Origin of the sequence: Gardnerella sp. DNF01180P, assembly GCF_049244205.1 — a bacterium.
GTDB lineage: Bacteria > Actinomycetota > Actinomycetes > Actinomycetales > Bifidobacteriaceae > Bifidobacterium > Bifidobacterium swidsinskii.
In genome coordinates this window covers 1660311-1677321 of the sequence record NZ_CP058386.1, presented here as the reverse complement: position 1 = coordinate 1677321, position 17011 = coordinate 1660311, and the positions used below count along the sequence as shown (strand labels likewise).

Sequence of the window (17011 nt, the reverse complement as noted above, 5' to 3'; positions counted from 1 at the left end):
GCTGTTAATTTTCATTCTTGTTTTCCTTTCTACTTGTATATGATTTTTCTTATGGTTTGGTTTTATATAAAAACCCTGGTGTGATTATTTTTCGTTCGTGTTGTTGAACACTGGAAGGGACAAAAACGGAATGCGCTGGAGCCAACCCCTTGCGGGCCCTAGCTTCGCGCGTGTCCGTAACGCGAGTGGAGGACGCGGGGAAGTTGGCGGAAGTGACCCGTTTTTTAGAGTGGGAAGTGTCAAGAACACGTCATAAAAAGCAAAAAATGAGAGTACACCGCAGGTGTTCCATGCGATGATAATGGGTCTGCCGCCATGATAGTGGTGGCAGATTCTTTGTTCTGCTGGTGGCGGCTGGTTCACACATCTTTGTGTGAACTTATGGAAGCATAGTAGCCACCCTTCTCGCGTGGTAATAGCGCGGCTTGCTCCTGGGGGTAATGCCCTAAAATTTATGGAATTTTGTTCAGGGCATGCCCTAGGGGTAAGACGCGCCCCGCGCGGGAGGGTGGTTGCGATAAGCCACCAGGGGCTGGCAGAAAAAGTTGCGCTTCTTTTTCTGCCAGCAAACCCTCTGCTTACTTCTGGCACCAGTGGGGTGTGATGTGGTGAAGGAGCGCTGTAGTAGTGATGCGTGCAAGCCAGTACTTCTCGTCTATCGTGAGTGCTTTCTGGGCTGTGATACGAGCGTTTGTCGTGTCATTTTTCAGCCAATACAAGTATGACAGTGTGCCATAGACTGTGACAGTTTCCCTCTGACTTAATCCTTTAAGTTCCAGCATGGTGGTCAGCAGTGCTATTGCACGATGGATGCGCCGTGTGTCGAGGGTGAAATTGTCATCTCTAAAAACCAGGTCGAGGCTTGAACGCACATAGTGGACAGTTTTCTCAGCGAATGGGTGCTCAACGTTATCGAGGAAGTCTTGCATGGTGCAGCCATGGAAACTATCAATAAGGAACATGTCACGCACGATGAGGAGACTGCTTAATGCTTGGATACCGTAGCGTAGTGTGTTCTCGTCCAATCCTTTCGTGGTAAAGCCTGCTAGGTAGTTGTGGAATGCTACGAGAGCTTCTACCTCTCCTATTAGGAGTGTGACCGTGTGGTCGCTGTTGATGGTAACCATTTTTTTATCCTTTCCTTGTGTGTTGGTAGTTCCAGGGCAGGCACACCCGTAAACCCACAAGAACACTCCCAGTCCTTGTGCGACGCTCCAGGCTCGACTCCGGTCAGCCCGTGGAACATGTTGTGGAATGGGCTGGCAGGGGTGAGCTTGTTGGGTGGCGTGACAAGGCTGGCGTGTGGTCTTTGGACTGGGTGTGCTAGCCTCTGGGCTACCAACACGAGAAAGTGGGGGCGGCGACCGGTGGCAGCATTCTTGCTGCGCCACAACAGTACAGTCTCCACGAGTGAAACTCGTGGAGACAATAGCCGCCCAGACTTTTTAGTGGATCCGGGTATGGTGCTGATATTTCTTTTAATTCTCATGATGTTAGTCAAAAGAATTTACAGACGGGACATCAGTTATAAATATCCTAGATATAGATGTTGGTGCTATTTGCTCACGGCACAAATGAACACTCTATGACAGATAAAGTATGGTTCACTCGGTTAACTTAGATGTCTGAATTGAAAGCGTTCTAATTTAAAAATAAGCTGCGCTGTGAAACTTCTGTAGTGAACTTTCACAGCGCAGCTTGTAGTTGTGCTCGTATTTACAATATTTATTGCATCTTATTCTGCTTTAATTGAACGCAATCGCTTATCGAATATGCAGATAAGCACCAGTATAAAGTGGATAAGAGCAGCTATGACAATTATTCCTGACTCTGCATGTAGAGATGGAATGGTCATGTGGGAATAAGCGTAATCCCATAGCGGATAGCTTACTGCTCCTATAGCGGCAACAACTGAGATGAATACAGACATTACCTGTCCAACGAGATTATCATCTACTGCATGAATAAATACTGTTTGGAATGGTGGATTTACTACTCCTTGGAAGAAAGCAAAAAGGAAACCAAACACGGCTGCTGCTATAGCGTTAGGCGCTAATGCCAGTCCTATTATAGAAAGAGTCACTAGTATATGTGAAAGAGTGAGTAGCATAGAGAAGGACATTTTGCTGGACACTTTTGGCGCGATGAGATAGCTGAGGGCATACCCAAGTGACATTGCGCTTAAATACCAGCCATATCCTTCTGCACTATGTAGAACCATTGAGAATAAGAGGACTCCAGCAAAGCTTATGCCAGTAGATGCGATAGCTTCGAGTATTGCAAATGGAGCTAAAGTCCTGTACGTTTGGTTTTTTACAAATGTTGCCATTCCCCTAGCCCAAGTTGCCAAAAAGCCTTGAGAATATTCTGGATTTTCATCTGCGACGTCTGAAGTATAAATTCCGGTTCTAACTGCATGCTTGTAAATAAAATAAATAAAAATTATTATTCCTGCTAATGCGATAGTTTCTGTAAATAGAATTGGAATGTATAAATATTTACTACTCGCAAAACCTGCAACTGCTGGTCCTACTAATGTACCCATGAGGCTTGTAAAGCGAAGAAGTGAAAGAACATTAATAAGATCATCATTTTTTGTTACACGATTAACAAAGGAAGTAATAGCAGGAAAATAGAAAGTATCACATGCTGTCGTAACCATTACAAGTATACAAACACACCAAAATAGGAGCAACTTGTTAGCAGATGGGGTTGAGAAGGATACCGATACAATTGCGATAATACATAATCCCGCAATCATTCTTGCTAAGCATGCAGCAACTGTTGTCCTGAAAATTCCTACATGCTCAGCTAGTGCTCCTGAGAAAAGGCCTGCTACTAATTCACTTATTGCAGTGAGGGTGAGGTAAAGCGATAAATAATGGCTTGACTGCTGAAAACCGATAAAAAGTGAGTTCAATAGCCATAATTGAATAGTAGTTGAGGCTAGTGTAGTTGCATAGTTAGAAAGAAAATCACTAGCTGCTAAACGCAGATATCCGCGGTAAGGTTTAAATAGATTCGTCAAGGTTTGCTCGTTTCGCGAAATTACATTGCCAAATTATTGCTTGAGAGATGCTATCGGCACTAGTAGTGAAGTATGTTGTAAAGTCGTCGTTATCCCAAATCTGTTGCTGTAGGTTCTTGTCATCACGCACTGTGCTAAAGAGTTGAATAATCTGCTCGACGCAAGATAATGTTTTCTTTATATAGAAGTATTGTTGTGCGAAATCGACTTCTACTTGCTCTCCAGGGATAGTCGTATGTATTTCTTGGAATGTCCGTAGCAAATCAATTGTTTTAATAAGCGATATTTTACATGTCTCGAAATATTCTTGTATTGAATGGATGGTGGATGTTTTCGCTGTGTTTGTACTGACGATAGTGGCTTCAAGTGCAGCATTTGCTTTGAAAAAATATTCTGTTGCTTCAAATAGAGAAGCGCAATATGCTGCACTTGATTTCACATACTCATCAAACATTTCTTCGTACGAAGTCATGTTCATTATTAACCTTTGGTGTGAATATGTGCGGATAAATTATGCCTAAATCATATGAGGATATGGTCGAGGTCGTGGGTTGATTCCGCCGCGCTTGCTATTCTTGTTCATCTTTGTCTCCTTTCATAAGAACAATGCTGTATCTTATTTGCATCTTCATCTATGAAGATGCAAATAATCCTAATACAGGATTCGCATTCTTTCCAAGTGTGTCTCTTATTGTGGAATAATTTTATATAAAAATTAGTAGTACATTATTAGACCTTAACTATTTACCAGTCTCAGCTCGTAGTACGTGTTTTCTGATATCCCTACTGTTTGGCAGAGTCCGGCTATTCGTATGTCAGGATTCTTTCTGTGGAATTGGTGGATAAGGTGTAACGCTTGGCTTCAATCAAAACCCTCAACTCTGCTCGCCATCTGGTCGAGGAATATGCTGACTTGCTTGTGTACTTGTTCTGGCATGCTGGACTGTGTGTAGTCGGTGTTTTCCCGCCTGTTGATGCAGCGTTCAATCCTTTTGCGCCCGATGAGGGTGGACGGCATTCCAGCCTGTGCAAAAATAACAGACGGTCTGACACCGTTATCGTATTGCTGGACAGCGTCTTTGTGGAATTGGCTTGTGTAGTAGATTCGTGTGGCTGTCGCGTGTTTGATAGCTGGAAGACTGTTGAGATAAGCACGTTGACTAGGGGTAAAGGCTGTGTCTTTTCTACTCATGAGTATGAACCGTTACGTGTGAAAGATTAATAAGAAATCAATAGAGGAAGAAGAAAATATAGAGTGAGGGGCCACACCATTGCACGGAGATAGTCCCGTGTGCATGTGCGACCCCTCGCCAGTTAATACTAAGCGTGTTTACGGGTTAATGCTTACGAGCATTTTCCTTGTTACGCTTAGTGATCATGATGCTTGCTCCTGCGCCCAGGGCTGCAAGAGCAGCGATAGCGATAGACACGACCGCGCTACCAGTCTGAGCCAATGGTGCAGCAGTAACACCGTTCCAATCATCAGAATCTTCGACTGGAGTGTCATAGCACACACCCGTATTACCACCATTACCATTATCTCCACCGTTTGGGTCGAATGGGTGATCGTTATGGGATGCGCATGGCACGATAGGTGTACCAGTCGTGTGACCACGGTCGGTATGATTCATCGTGTTCATACCAGTCAACGTGCCCTTGACTTCTACGTATTCGCCAGGCTTTAATACCAGGTTAGACCAGTTTGCTGGATACTCCAGATTAGTTACCGTACCGGAGCCTGCGATAGTCTTATCATCTAACGTGATCTTGGTCAGGTTGACTTTACCGGTGTTGATGATACGGAACACAATCTTGGTGCCGTTCTTGGTAGACTTCAAGGCTTCGCTTGGTGTGTTACGGTCTCCCGCTTCAAGACCAGATGCTGCGTCGTACTTGATGAGTTTAATAGCAGGGGTCTGGTCTGGGGTCTTGGTCCACACCATATTGGATTCGCGTTCAACATCATTCATGGTTTCCACGAACGTGTTTTCTACGCGATCGCTTACGCCCAAACGGGTCATTTGCACGTACGCTGTCCAGGACAAGTCACTATCCATAGCAGATGCAATATCAAGGAACTGTTGTGTTGCCTCTACAGTAAACGCACCATTAGCCTCGGTGAAAGTGAAATATCCGGCATCAACACCGCTACCGTCGATACGGCTACCCTTGGAGATCACAGTGCCGTCAGCGAGCTTAATGTCGTTGTTGACATAGACTGCCCACTGGCCGGTTAGCTTGTCAAACTTTTCATCATAATCATCCACGATGCGCCAATTCTTGATCTGCTTGTAGGCACGGTTACCAGCGATCTTGGAGCTATCGAGACGATACAAGAACTGATGATCCTTATAAATACTCTTACCATTCGCACTTTCGCCATTAACCTTAACAGTCACATCCTTCTTCGGGTTAATAACCTTTAACGGGTTAGTTACCGTGTTCGTTACATCCTTGCGATCGTTTGTAATCTGGGTGGCAGTGTTCTTCACTACATACCCGTCCTTGACCTGCTTGACTGTCATAGGAAGCACGATGGTGTAATCCTGACCAAGGAGAGACTGGTCGATTGCAGGATCCTTTGTCACATCCAATACCTTGCCAGCGTAGGCCTTTAAATCTGTTGGTTGTGGATCCCCTGGAAGAATATCTCCGAGATACTCCGTGTCTACGGTCTTAGCGAACACGTAGACGACACCATCCTTAACCTGGATATTGAACTTGTTGGTGACGTCCTTACCGGCTGCGTCTAGGATTTCGATATTCTTGTCATTGAGCTGCAAGTACTCATCATCATAGTCATCGATCATGCCGAGACGGTGAACCTTATACGCAGTGTCCTTCAACGTGGCTGCGCTTAAAGTGAGACGGTAGTAAATATCGTCTCCTACGTATGCGGTCTTGCCATCAATATTGATACCAGTCTTGGTTTCATCCTTCTTTTCAGGCTTTGGCTCTACCGGCTTATTCGATACCACGTTAGACGAGGTCAAACTATTGTTGAGTTTCAAACCCCACTGATTATCCACACTATGGTCTGTTGGAGCGTTCTTGGATACCGTGCCTTCGAAACGAACCTGGAAACGATGCTTAGATCCCGCGGTCATATTCGCTGTCACGTAATCCTTGTTGAGTTCGATAGTAAACTCATGCTTCTCGGTATCTGCAGTAAGCGTGTAGTTCTTCTTACTGATGGTGCGACCGGTTTCAAGGTCACGCAGCTCGATAGTCTGCTTGTCAAGCTCAAGATACTGGTCATACGTGTCAGTGAATGCAACAGACTCGATAGCATAACTCAGGTTGTTTGGAATGGTTGGTTCGCTAGTGAGTTCGTATTCCAGCTTCTGTCCTGGCATGACACTCTTACCATTAATATCGTCCTGGTCACCACCCTGAGAGGCCTCAGATATGACTGCCTTTGCTACTGGTGGAACGTAACCACACACGTATGGTTCGTTCGTAGTCTTTGTCTTGCCCGCGGCAGACTCTGAGCCTTTATTCTTCAAACCATGAGAATTGAGGGCTGCGCCTGTGGTTGGATCAGCACAAAACTCGACTTCATCCGTAGCTTTTTTGCCTGCGTCAGCGCGTACCTGGGCTGCACCCTTACCATTTGCATAATTCGCCTTGCCTCCGATAAGCAGCGTGTATTGCATAGGGGTAGCAAGACTACGTGCAGCAGCAAGAGCTTGACTGGTCATGGTAGCAGTAATGGTCGTGCCAGCCTGTTGGATAGTGAACTGGCTTGTCACGTCAGTACCCTTAGTGATGATGTCATCGACTGAGGAGACGGTAGTTGATGCCTCAGGGATTGGAGCAGCATACACATGCACATCACTCATATCTGGATCCCACAAATAGTCAGCAGCCGTGTAATCATCAGACAGGGTGAATGTGTCGAGGCTATCTCCCAGGTTCTCGCCCAAGCTACCGTTAACCACAGAGCCGAGCTTGTCACCATCAAGGATGGTTTGGGTGTCTGCACCGGTGGTGTTGGTATGCTTCGCATCAATAACGGTTGCCCATTTGCCGTTAGAGTATTTTACCCAGGACTTATCAGGGGTAAAGTCCCACAGTTTAGGCTGGTCTTTTGCAAGAACGATAACAATCAAATCAGTATTTGGCGTACTCATACCCTGAGCAGCGAATGAAGCGAGTGTATTAGCTGAATCAATATCATCAAACACTGTGTATTCGCTACCGCCGTGATTATATTTTCTGGTACCGTTCTGTGTTTCGTTGTTCCATGCTGATAACCATTGAGCGCCAGTTGCTTGCGCGCTAGAAGTATTGTTATATTCCGGTTTTGTGATTCCTGGTCCTGCTGTTGTTGCGGTGAAGCCTACACCCCAGATGCGGCAGTCTGCCGAACCAGTGCCACCTCGCGCAGTATACTCTGTTTCACAATCACCGCGAGCCTTGGATAATGCAGCGTTAATTTGCGCTCTAGCTGCTGCTTCGCGGGTAGCAGAGCTACCGATGGCTACACCTTCTGATTGGATAGCGCGCACCACTGCTTCATTATCTGATGCGGAACCTAGGTTATCATCGGTAACCCAGAATGTATTCGATTTATATGTGCCAGATCCGCCAGTGTTTCCACCTGTCCATCCGGCACCGCCAGCGGCAAATGCGGATCCTGTCAACATTGTTGATGCGACAACGATACCAGCAAGAGCGCGATGTGAACCTTGTCGGATCTTGTCTCTCATACTTTTATGCTTAGCGAAAAGCGACATAAAAGTCTCCCTTTTTCAAATTGCTTATTATGAAATGCGAAACCAAAAAGTTTCACATTCAGTAATGAGAAAATGAAAAAATTTTATTTTATATCAATAAAAATTTGGTATTGATAAAAATGGTTGGTTTTAGAAGTCGTCTAAAACCAACCACTATGTAAAGGGAAAATGAGTAAAGATGGAAACTATTTGCTATTAGTTACATCACCGTCACCATCTGGTGTTCCATCGGTATTCCATCCAGTGCCACAGCGATAGATATATCGACATTGATTAGGTGTTCTATGTAATTCATTATATGCTTTCCCGTCAGCAAGGTATTTATCCCAGTCGACCGCACCCGAATTCTTATTCTGTGCTGGCGCACTATAAGAAGACCCACCACGAGTACTTGAACGAGGAGCTCCCGAGCTAGTACGAGCCGCAGACTGGGAACGAGCCTGCGGAGCTGCTTGCGCCGCAGCCGCTGCGGCAGCGTCTGCCTGCTGCTTCGCTTGTATACTTGCGTTTACACTGTCGATTGCGCCTTGGACTGGCTCAAGAGCCTTAGTCAAAGACTCGACGGTTGCTTTCTTATCATTCAACGCTGCGGTAAGCGTGTTTATCTGGTTTTGCAGGTTATCACGAGTAGCATTATCAGCCACTTGACCGTCTGATGAGGAGAGCAGATTATTCATCTCATCAAGCTTCGCCTTCACCATATTCTTAGCATTTTCAAGATCCTTCACATTCTTCGACTTTGTGACCTGAACGACTGAGTTTTTCAGAGCCTTAGTGGTCTTATTAAGCTGTGCTGTAGTCTTATCAAGACTAGACATGGTCGCGTTGAAAGCCTGAGTGTAGGAGATAGCACAATTCAAAGACTGCGCCTTACTTACCTTTTTACTCTTAGCATGCTGGGCTGTGAATGTGGTGTAGGTTTTAGCGTTTGCAACCTGCTCCACACTAGTCACAGTCTTAGCAGTTTCATCAGCATCCTGGCGTGTCTTCTCGTACTGTGCCCACGCTTTGGCGTACGCACTGTTTGCCTGGATGCACGCTTGAGTCTTGGAATCTCTTAAAGACTTCACACCCAGCATACTCGCAACCAGCAAAGCTATAACTACAACAACCGCAGTAGCAATGATGATAAGCTTACGCTTCTTCTTGCTCCCTGGCTTCTGGTCACCGCGACCAGAAATAGCATCTAGTCTCGTAATCTCGGTTTCTTGTTTAATAATCTGATTTTTATCCATATTAGCCATAATTATCCTTCGTCTTTCTATCTATGTTTTTACTATACGTAAATATTCAGGTGAAAGATATATACATACTTAGTGTCGTTCTAATTTTTCTTTCCTAATCTCGATAACTTTTGCTTTATACATAGTAGTGAGAATACGATTGGCAACTTTTTGATATAAAGTCAATATGCTCGTGTGCTCCCCTCATATTGTCTTGTTTTAGAGGCGAACAGCTTCTGTAATGGCACTGCTATCAGGGAATGTGAGACTGATATATATTTGAGTGGTTTCTACACTAGCGTGGCCAAGGAGTTTAGATACTAAGAGAAGGTCGTGTGTACTTTCATATGCCTTAGTGGCATATCGATGTCTGAGACTATGTGTGGAGTATCCGTTACCAAGAAGCTGAGAGATGTGATGCGCAATATAGGATGCTTCGACGTGACCGGTCCATCTGCTAGGAAACATGTATCCATGCTTGTTGGCGATGATTTGTGCGAGATCTGGCGCGATGGGGACAGTGCGTTCTTTGCGTCCTTTACCGTGTACAAGAAGCTGGGGATGAGTATTAAGCATCATAATATCGGATGAAGATACTTGTGCTATCTCACTACGTCGTAATCCACATTCTGCCCCGAGCCTGAGCATGGCTTCATACTCCTTGTTACCTCTAACTCGGGCTAAAGCACCACGAATGATGTAATCAGGACATGGATGAGGTATTGCGTATTCTTTACGAATTTTAGGTAACTTTACTGTTGGATTGACATCAATAATTTCTTCTTCAATCATGTATGAGTAAAACGAGCGTATTGTTGAAGAATAACCTTTGCGCGTTTCTCGTTTCCAGTCTTGGTGTGCAAAAAGCTCAACAAGTTGTTGTCCTGTAATATCTTCTGGTGGCTGATTAAGTAGGCGTGCAAGCCGACTGATTTTGTAGTAGCGGCATCTAATCGTATCTTCTGTATATCCACTTGCTTCAAGATATTCCAGCCAATGTGTAACATATGTTTCCCAACTATTAGGGAGTAGTTTTCTTTTGATTTTTAACATAAAAACATAGACTAGAATACGTAGAGAAAAGATTTTACGTATTGTTTCGTTACACGGTTTCAAGTCCGTTTTTTTTACAAATACATAATATGTGATATACTATATATGTAACTAACCGATAGGATGAAAAGGCTAGTTGGTTTTAGGAAAGAAAGATGAATGATAATGGATTTGACATTGAATCAGATTGTGACAATGAATATTCGTATGCTTTTGGCGGGTCAAAGACGTACGCAAAATGAATTGGCGGAAGTATTAGATATGACACGACCGTCGGTCAATATGAGATTAAATGAAGCCACTCCATGGCGTGTTCCGGAAATAGAAAAGGCCGCAGAATTCTTAAAAGTAGAACCTACGACCTTATTCGTAGCGGGGCATGGATTTGAACCATGGACCTCTGGGTTATGAGCCCAGCGAGCTACCGAGCTGCTCCACCCCGCGTCGGCTACTTTTAGCAGCTCTATCTACGATAGGTGCAAATTTAAATTTGTCAACTTTCGGGCGTGTCTCGCTGTATTTGGTTAGAATTTTACGATTCGTGCACATGAGTGACATAGGCACAATAAACATAAACAAGTGTGGAGTATAATAAACACATGCCTATTAAGATTCCTGAAGGATTGCCAGCGCGAAGCATATTAGATGCTGAGCGAATTTTTGCATTGGAACGCCCAGAAGCAGAACAGCAGGATGTTCGACCACTTCGTTTGTTGATTTTGAATCTTATGCCCAAAAAAATCGAGACAGAAACTCAGCTTTTGAGACTCATCTCTAAGTCTCCTTTGCAAGTCGACGTCGATTTTATGAAAACTTCTACGCATGTATCAACGCATGTTAGCGCTGATCATTTAGTAAAATTCTATGAAAATCTTGACGCACTTCGTAACAACTATTACGACGGATTTGTTGTGACGGGAGCTCCTGTTGAGCATATGGAATTTGAAGATGTCGACTACTGGCACGAATTTACGCAAATTCTTGACTGGGCATCAACACACGTTTTCTCAACAATGTATTTGTGCTGGGGTGCAATGGGTGCGCTTTACTATCGATATGGCGTAAAAAAGCATGTTCTCAGCAAAAAAGTTTTTGGTGTGTTCCCGCAATATTTGCAGGATGAGTACTGTTTTCTTACAAATGGTTTTGATGAAATCGCTTTACAACCGCATTCTAGAATAGCGAGTGTTGATGTTGACAGCATTTCTGCAGATCAGCGTTTACAAATTCTTACGTATGGTCCCGAATCTGGTCCGGGCTTAGTTGCTACGCGTGATTTTTCTGAAGTTTTTGCGCTAGGACACTGGGAATATGGCAAAATGACTCTTGCGCAGGAATATGAGCGTGACATGTTAAAAGGTTTGAGCAACGTTCCATTTCCTTACAACTATTTCCCTCATGACGATCCAAAATTAGAGCCATTATTTTCTTGGCGCGCGCACGCGAATTTGCTTTGGCGCAACTGGCTTAATTGGGTGTACGAAACTACACCTTACAATCTTTCTGATATTCCTCATTTAAGAACTGCTGGAAGGCTTGGAACTGAACGTTCTATAAGACATGAGCCAGCTTCTCCGCGCTCCGATAATTTTTATCCATTTGACGGAGTTAAGTACGGTATGAATAAATAAATTTTGACGTTGCGTAATTTTATGTACAAGCAAAGAGTACAATCAGCAATTAGATATATTTTTCGTTTCGTGCCCCGCGCCTTACGAAATATGAAACATATGATCTAGTTGATATATATGCCGCAAGAATGAATGAATTGAGTATGTGAGTGAGCGGCACTGAATTGAGGCGTGTGAACGAATTGCTATAAGGAGGCACTTATGGATGTAATGGTTGATGTTTTACAGAAGACCACAACTGTAGCTTCTACTGTAGCTTCGAATAAACCAGAGCTACCTAATATTAGTGAGTTTTTGCCTCCAGAAATTTTGTTCCAAGGCACTCCATTTGCCATGAATCGCATTATTTTAGTGCGCTTACTTATGGCAGTAGTAGTAATGATTATTTTTGGAATTGGTGCTATGCGAGCAAAGGTTGTTCCTGGCAGATTCCAAAGCGTGCTTGAAATTTTGATGGATTTTGTGCGCTACAACATTGTTTACGAAATGATTGGCGAGGAACGCGGCAAGCGCTATGTGCCAATGATGTCCACATTATTCCTCACTATTTTCTTCTTTAATCTTTGTTCTGTGATTCCAGGATTAAATATGGCTGCAACCGCAACCATTGCTTGTCCGTTGGTATTTGCTTTGTGGGTTGTTTGCCAATATCTTATTGCGGGCATTCGCGAAAAAGGTTTTTTGCGATTCTTCCGCGAAGCATTGTTCCCAGCGGGTGTGCCATGGCCGATTTACTTTATTCTTTCGCCATTGCAGCTCATAGAATTAATAATTGTGCGACCACTTTCGCTTACAATTCGTTTGTTTGCGAATATGATTGCTGGCCATTTGCTGGTGGCCACTTGTTTAGTATTCACCAATTTCTTCGTGGTGGATTCCAGCAATAAACTCCTTGCCTTAGGCGGTGCTTTGTGGCTGCTTGGTGGCATTCTGTTTACCCTATTCGAAATTATGGTAGCTGGCTTGCAGGCATTTATTTTTACAGTGCTTGCTTCAGTCTACATTTCGGAAAGTTATCCGGAAGAGGAAGAAAAGTCTGCTGTTGTAGCTGCTTAATAAAAGTAGTTTAGATTTTCAGATTTTACATATCTTACGGGTTTATACTGGTTACTGTTTCAACAGAAAGGAAACCAATGAATAGTATCATCGCTCTTGCAGGTTTGACCGGCAACCTGAGCATTCTTGGCTTTGCTGTAGCAACTATTTCCCCTGCACTCGGCATGGCAATAGTAGTGTCTAAGGCTATGGAATCTACTGCACGTCAGCCAGAGGTTGGCAACCGCATTCAGCTGTTTATGTTCGTCGGCTTGGCATTTATTGAGGTTTTGGGCTTGCTTGGCTTCGTTTCCTACATTATGGGAGCCTGAACAAAACTTACAATGCACAACACGAATAGTGTTGAAAGAATAGAAAGGACAAGCCATGGCATATGCAGCCGGAAGTAATAAGTTGGCGTTGTTCTTGCCTGAGCCTTATGACGTACTGTGGTCATTAGTAGTTTTGGTAGTTCTTGCAGCGTTTTTCTACAAGTTTGTTATGCCTAAATTCCAGGCAATTCTCGACGAGCGTGCAGAAAAAATTGAAGGCGGAATGGCTAAGGCTGCTAATGTGCAGCGTGAAGCAGACGAGTTGAAGAGCCAGATTGAAAACGAACTTTCTCAAGCTCAAACTGATGCTGCAAAGACTCGTGAAGAGGCTCGATCGGAAGCTTCAAAAATTATTGGCGAAGCTAGACAACGCGCTGAAAAGGATGCTGCGAAGATTATCAGTGAAGCGCAGCATTCTATTGAGGCTCAGCATAAGCATGCCATGTCCAGCCTCCAAGGAGAGGTGTCGGTTCTTGCAGCAGCTTTAGCTGGCAAGATTCTTGCATCCAAATTGGATGACGATACCGTCAGCTCCAAGATTATTGATCATGTGATCGATGAAGTTGGAGACACTAAAAATTCGGATCAAAGCAAGTAAAGTAATGTACAAAACTGAATAATCGCAAAATAAAATTACGGTTATTTCATTTTGTATTATTTGCATTACTTCGTTTTTTACAGAAACGAGGAGGTAAGAATGCCAGAAAAGGCATCGCGAGCAAACGATAGTTTGTCGCGTTCTTCGCTTGCTCAGGCCATCTCAGATGCGCACGATGAAGCGCAGCGCATTTCAGACGAGCTTTCGTCAATGATGGACATGATTGATAAGTATCCTGAGCTTTCTGATGCGATTACTGATCCGAATAGGTCTTCGGAAGATAAGTCTCGCCTTATTGACGAGCTTATTGGAGGTAAGGCGCACCCTGTTGTATTGCGCATTATGCATTATCTAGTAGGAACTTGGCACGGAGGTGCCGAAAGCGGTAAAACCGGTAGCTTCGGTGGTGCTTGGTCAGGATTTGAGCGTGAAGCTGGCGAAACATTGGTTACAGTCACTACTGCTCAGCCGCTTACAGATAAGCAAATTAAGCGTTTGATTGAAATCTACAGCAATAAGTTGGGTCATCGTGCATACATTAACCCAATTGTGGATCCAAACGTACTTGGTGGTATGCGTATACAAATCGGTGATCAAATAACCGATCGCACCATGTTGATGCAGCTTAAGCAGTTGCAGCGTTCTGCGCGAAATGGTGCTTGGACACAGGCAGTGAAGTAGTAAATTAAGGAGAATTATGGCGGAACTATCTATTGATCCCGCCCTGATACGCAAGGCGCTCGACGGGTTTGTTGACTCGTATAAGCCTACCGACATGCCAACGCAAGAAGTTGGCTATGTTGTTACGGCTGGTGACGGCATTGCGCACGTAGCTGGATTGTCCGGCTGCATGGCAAACGAGCTGCTCACATTCGAGAACGATACCTTGGGTCTTGCGTTCAACCTTGATGCACACGAAATCGGCGTCGTTATTCTCGGCGATTTTACAGGTATTGAGGAAGGGCAGGAAGTATACCGCACAGGCGAGGTGTTGTCTGTGCCGGTTGGTGACGCTTATCTTGGTCGTACTGTGGATCCGTTGGGTAATCCAATCGATGGTTTGGGTGCGATTGAGTGCAGTGAGCGTCGTATTCTTGAAGCCCAGGCTCCAGACGTTATTCACCGTCATCCAGTCGATGAACCATTGTCTACTGGTTTGAAGGCTATTGACGCAATGACGCCAATAGGTCGTGGTCAGCGCCAGTTGATTATTGGTGACCGTCAAACAGGTAAGACTGCAATCGCAATAGATACGATTATTAACCAGCGTGCTAACTGGGAAACTGGAGATCCAAAGAAACAGGTTCGCTGCATTTATGTAGCAATCGGTCAAAAGGGTTCTACTATTGCTTCAGTGCGTCAAAGCCTTGAAGAAGCAGGAGCTATGAAGTACACCACAATCGTGGCAAGTCCAGCTTCTGATTCTGCAGGTTTTAAATACATTGCACCTTACACTGGTTCTGCAATCGGTCAGCACTGGATGTATAACGGCAAGCACGTTTTGATTGTTTTCGATGATCTGTCGAAACAAGCAGAAGCATACCGTTCAATTTCCTTGCTTTTGCGTCGTCCACCTGGGCGTGAAGCTTACCCAGGCGACGTGTTCTACTTGCACTCTCGTCTGCTTGAACGTTGTGCTAAGCTTTCTGACGATTTGGGTGGCGGTTCTATGACCGGTCTTCCAATTATCGAAACCAAGGCAAACGATGTTTCTGCATACATTCCAACCAACGTGATTTCTATCACCGATGGTCAGATCTTCTTGCAGTCTGATTTGTTCAACGCCGGTCAGCGTCCAGCAGTAGACGTTGGTATTTCCGTGTCTCGTGTTGGTGGTGCAGCTCAGGCTAAGGCTTTGAAGAAAGTCTCCGGCATGTTGAAGATTTCCTTGGCTCGTTACAAGTCTTTGGAATCCTTCGCAATGTTCGCTTCTGATTTGGATGCAGCCTCAAAGGCGCAGCTTACTCGCGGTGCTCGTTTGACTGAGCTACTTAAGCAGAAGCAGTTCTCTCCTCGAGCAATGGAGCAAGAAGTTGTTTCTGTGTGGGCTGGTACTCATGGCAAGCTTGACGATATTCCTGTGAAGGATGTGTTGCGTTTCGAAAGCGAATTGTTGGATTACTTGGATAAGGGAACCGACATTTTGCAAGTAATTCGCGATACTGAAGACTTCACTAAGGAAACTGAAGCTAAGCTTGATGCAGCCATTGATGATTTCCGTAGGACGTTTAAGACATCTGCTGGCAAGCCTTTGATTGTAAAGGATTCTTTGCCGCCGGCTGAAAACCCTGCTCCTGTTGAGAAGGAACAGCTCGTAGCTAAGCCGAAAGCAGACAGTCGCGAGCCTGAGGGGAAGTAGCGTATGTCCTCCCAACTTGCATTGAAATCGAGAATTATTTCCACACAGTCTTTGGGTAAAATCTTTAAGGCTCAGGAAATGATTGCGTCTTCTCATATCGCTAAAGCGCGAGATATTGCGCTTAATGCTAAGCCTTATAGTGACGCAATTTTCGATGCCGTGCAGGCGTTGGTAGCTCATCACGAAGCAAATATTAAGCATCCTATTTTTGGTAAAGAGCATGCTGGCAATCGTGTAGCAGTTTTAGCTCTTACTTCTGATCGTGGTATGGCAGGTGCGTTTACGTCTTCGATTATTCGTGAGACTGAAGCACTTCTTGCAAAACTCGATGCAGAAGGTAAGCATGCAGAACTGTACGTGTACGGTCGACGCGGTGCAACTTACTACAAGTATCGCAATCGCGATGTGGCAGGTACTTGGGAAGGTTCTACTGACCACCCAGACGTTACTATTGCTGAAAAGATTTCCGATACTTTAATGGACGCTTATATGACGCCGGAAGCAGAAGGCGGAGTTTCGGAACTGTATATTGTGTTCACTGAATTTATAAATATGGTGAGGCAAAAAGTTCGTACGTTGCGCATGCTGCCAGTTGAGCTGGTTCCTTTGAAGGACGGTGAAGAGTTTTCTATGCATCGTCCTGACTATGAAGCAGCTTCTGGTCCTTCAGCAGCATTGTCGTCTACGAGCGCAGTTTCTGCTCGTGAAGAAGCAGTGAGCCGCAGCAATCCAGAAGCTGTGGAGTATTGCTTCGAACCAAGCCCGGATGAAGTATTGGATGCTGTTTTGCCGAAGTATATTCAGTCTCGTATTCACGAGTGCTTACTTACTTCTGCTGCTTCCGAAACGGCAAGCAGACAGAACGCTATGCATACGGCTACAGATAACGCCCGCAATTTGGTGGATGATTTGACAAGAAAGCTTAATGCTTCTCGTCAGGCATCCATTACTCAAGAACTTACCGAAATTATCGGCAGCGCTGATGCGCTGAATAATGAGGAGGATTAGGAGCA

16 protein-coding genes and 1 tRNA gene are annotated in these 17011 nt (G+C 44.6%); 10 read left to right on the top strand and 7 right to left on the bottom strand.

The window, feature by feature from the left end:
- Nucleotides 1–578: 578 nt before the first annotated feature.
- Nucleotides 579–1127 (bottom strand): hypothetical protein, encoded by a 549-nt coding sequence (locus HXT40_RS06910; RefSeq protein ID WP_231130963.1) that lies wholly within the window; start codon nt 1125–1127, stop codon nt 579–581.
- Between the two features lie 77 nt (nt 1128–1204).
- Between HXT40_RS06910 and HXT40_RS06905 the strand changes: the two genes are divergently transcribed.
- Complete coding sequence (locus tag HXT40_RS06905) at nt 1205–1327, top strand: hypothetical protein (RefSeq protein WP_255358933.1); 123 nt, start codon at nt 1205–1207, stop codon at nt 1325–1327.
- 408 nt (nt 1328–1735) lie between these two features.
- Here HXT40_RS06905 and HXT40_RS06900 read toward each other — a convergent pair whose 3' ends face one another.
- Together HXT40_RS06900 and HXT40_RS06895 are read right to left on the bottom strand one after the other, a co-directional pair.
- The gene (locus HXT40_RS06900; RefSeq protein ID WP_076002578.1) at nt 1736–3028 is read right to left on the bottom strand and encodes an MFS transporter; all 1293 of its coding nucleotides are present in this window, start codon (nt 3026–3028) and stop codon (nt 1736–1738) included.
- Nucleotides 3012–3500, bottom strand: coding sequence for a hypothetical protein (locus tag HXT40_RS06895; RefSeq protein ID WP_226988337.1), 489 nt, complete (start codon nt 3498–3500; stop codon nt 3012–3014). The genes HXT40_RS06900 and HXT40_RS06895 overlap by 17 nt, the downstream gene beginning before the upstream one ends.
- Nucleotides 3501–3884: 384 nt before the next feature.
- Here HXT40_RS06895 and HXT40_RS06890 point away from each other — a divergent pair, with 384 nt between their 5' ends.
- Complete coding sequence (locus tag HXT40_RS06890) at nt 3885–4250, top strand: hypothetical protein (RefSeq protein WP_162861110.1); 366 nt, start codon at nt 3885–3887, stop codon at nt 4248–4250.
- Nucleotides 4251–4365: 115 nt separating this feature from the next.
- Here the strand turns inward: HXT40_RS06890 and HXT40_RS06885 are convergent, their stop codons facing one another.
- The 3 genes from HXT40_RS06885 to HXT40_RS06875 all read right to left on the bottom strand — a co-directional run bounded on the left by HXT40_RS06885 (nt 4366) and on the right by HXT40_RS06875 (nt 10043).
- Entirely contained in the window at nt 4366–7767 is a 3402-nt protein-coding gene (locus tag HXT40_RS06885; RefSeq protein WP_009993957.1) for an LPXTG cell wall anchor domain-containing protein, read from the bottom strand.
- A 185-nt stretch (nt 7768–7952) separates the two neighbouring features.
- On the bottom strand, nt 7953–9011 hold the full coding sequence (locus tag HXT40_RS06880; RefSeq protein ID WP_004109958.1) for a hypothetical protein: 1059 nt from the start codon (nt 9009–9011) through the stop codon (nt 7953–7955).
- A gap of 198 nt (nt 9012–9209) precedes the next feature.
- Nucleotides 9210–10043, bottom strand: coding sequence for a tyrosine-type recombinase/integrase (locus HXT40_RS06875; protein WP_116431970.1), 834 nt, complete (start codon nt 10041–10043; stop codon nt 9210–9212).
- A gap of 159 nt (nt 10044–10202) precedes the next feature.
- On the opposite strand from HXT40_RS06875, the gene HXT40_RS06870 reads away from it, so the two are divergent.
- Complete coding sequence (locus tag HXT40_RS06870; RefSeq protein ID WP_116285258.1) at nt 10203–10454, top strand: helix-turn-helix domain-containing protein; 252 nt, start codon at nt 10203–10205, stop codon at nt 10452–10454.
- Here HXT40_RS06870 and HXT40_RS06865 read toward each other — a convergent pair.
- A tRNA-Met gene (locus HXT40_RS06865) sits at nt 10414–10487 on the bottom strand. The two genes, HXT40_RS06870 and HXT40_RS06865, sit on opposite strands and share 41 nt — an antisense overlap.
- Nucleotides 10488–10642: 155 nt before the next feature.
- Here HXT40_RS06865 and HXT40_RS06860 point away from each other — a divergent pair.
- The 7 genes from HXT40_RS06860 (at nt 10643) to HXT40_RS06830 (ending at nt 17006) form a co-directional block, all read left to right on the top strand.
- Nucleotides 10643–11674: a homoserine O-succinyltransferase gene (locus HXT40_RS06860; RefSeq protein ID WP_004109954.1), complete on the top strand. Its 1032-nt coding sequence runs from the start codon at nt 10643–10645 to the stop codon at nt 11672–11674.
- Between the two features lie 201 nt (nt 11675–11875).
- Entirely contained in the window at nt 11876–12730 is an 855-nt protein-coding gene (atpB, locus tag HXT40_RS06855) for a F0F1 ATP synthase subunit A (protein ID WP_004109952.1), read from the top strand.
- Between the two features lie 77 nt (nt 12731–12807).
- Nucleotides 12808–13041 (top strand): ATP synthase F0 subunit C, encoded by a 234-nt coding sequence (atpE, locus tag HXT40_RS06850; RefSeq protein ID WP_004109950.1) that lies wholly within the window; start codon nt 12808–12810, stop codon nt 13039–13041.
- A gap of 55 nt (nt 13042–13096) precedes the next feature.
- The gene (locus HXT40_RS06845; RefSeq protein WP_004109948.1) at nt 13097–13639 is read left to right on the top strand and encodes a F0F1 ATP synthase subunit B; all 543 of its coding nucleotides are present in this window, start codon (nt 13097–13099) and stop codon (nt 13637–13639) included.
- Nucleotides 13640–13738: 99 nt separating this feature from the next.
- Nucleotides 13739–14320 (top strand): F0F1 ATP synthase subunit delta, encoded by a 582-nt coding sequence (locus HXT40_RS06840; protein WP_004574172.1) that lies wholly within the window; start codon nt 13739–13741, stop codon nt 14318–14320.
- 16 nt (nt 14321–14336) lie between these two features.
- Nucleotides 14337–15998, top strand: coding sequence for a F0F1 ATP synthase subunit alpha (atpA, locus tag HXT40_RS06835; RefSeq protein ID WP_012913755.1), 1662 nt, complete (start codon nt 14337–14339; stop codon nt 15996–15998).
- A gap of 3 nt (nt 15999–16001) precedes the next feature.
- On the top strand, nt 16002–17006 hold the full coding sequence (locus HXT40_RS06830) for a F0F1 ATP synthase subunit gamma (RefSeq protein ID WP_004574170.1): 1005 nt from the start codon (nt 16002–16004) through the stop codon (nt 17004–17006).
- The last annotated feature ends 5 nt before the right edge of the window (nt 17007–17011 follow it).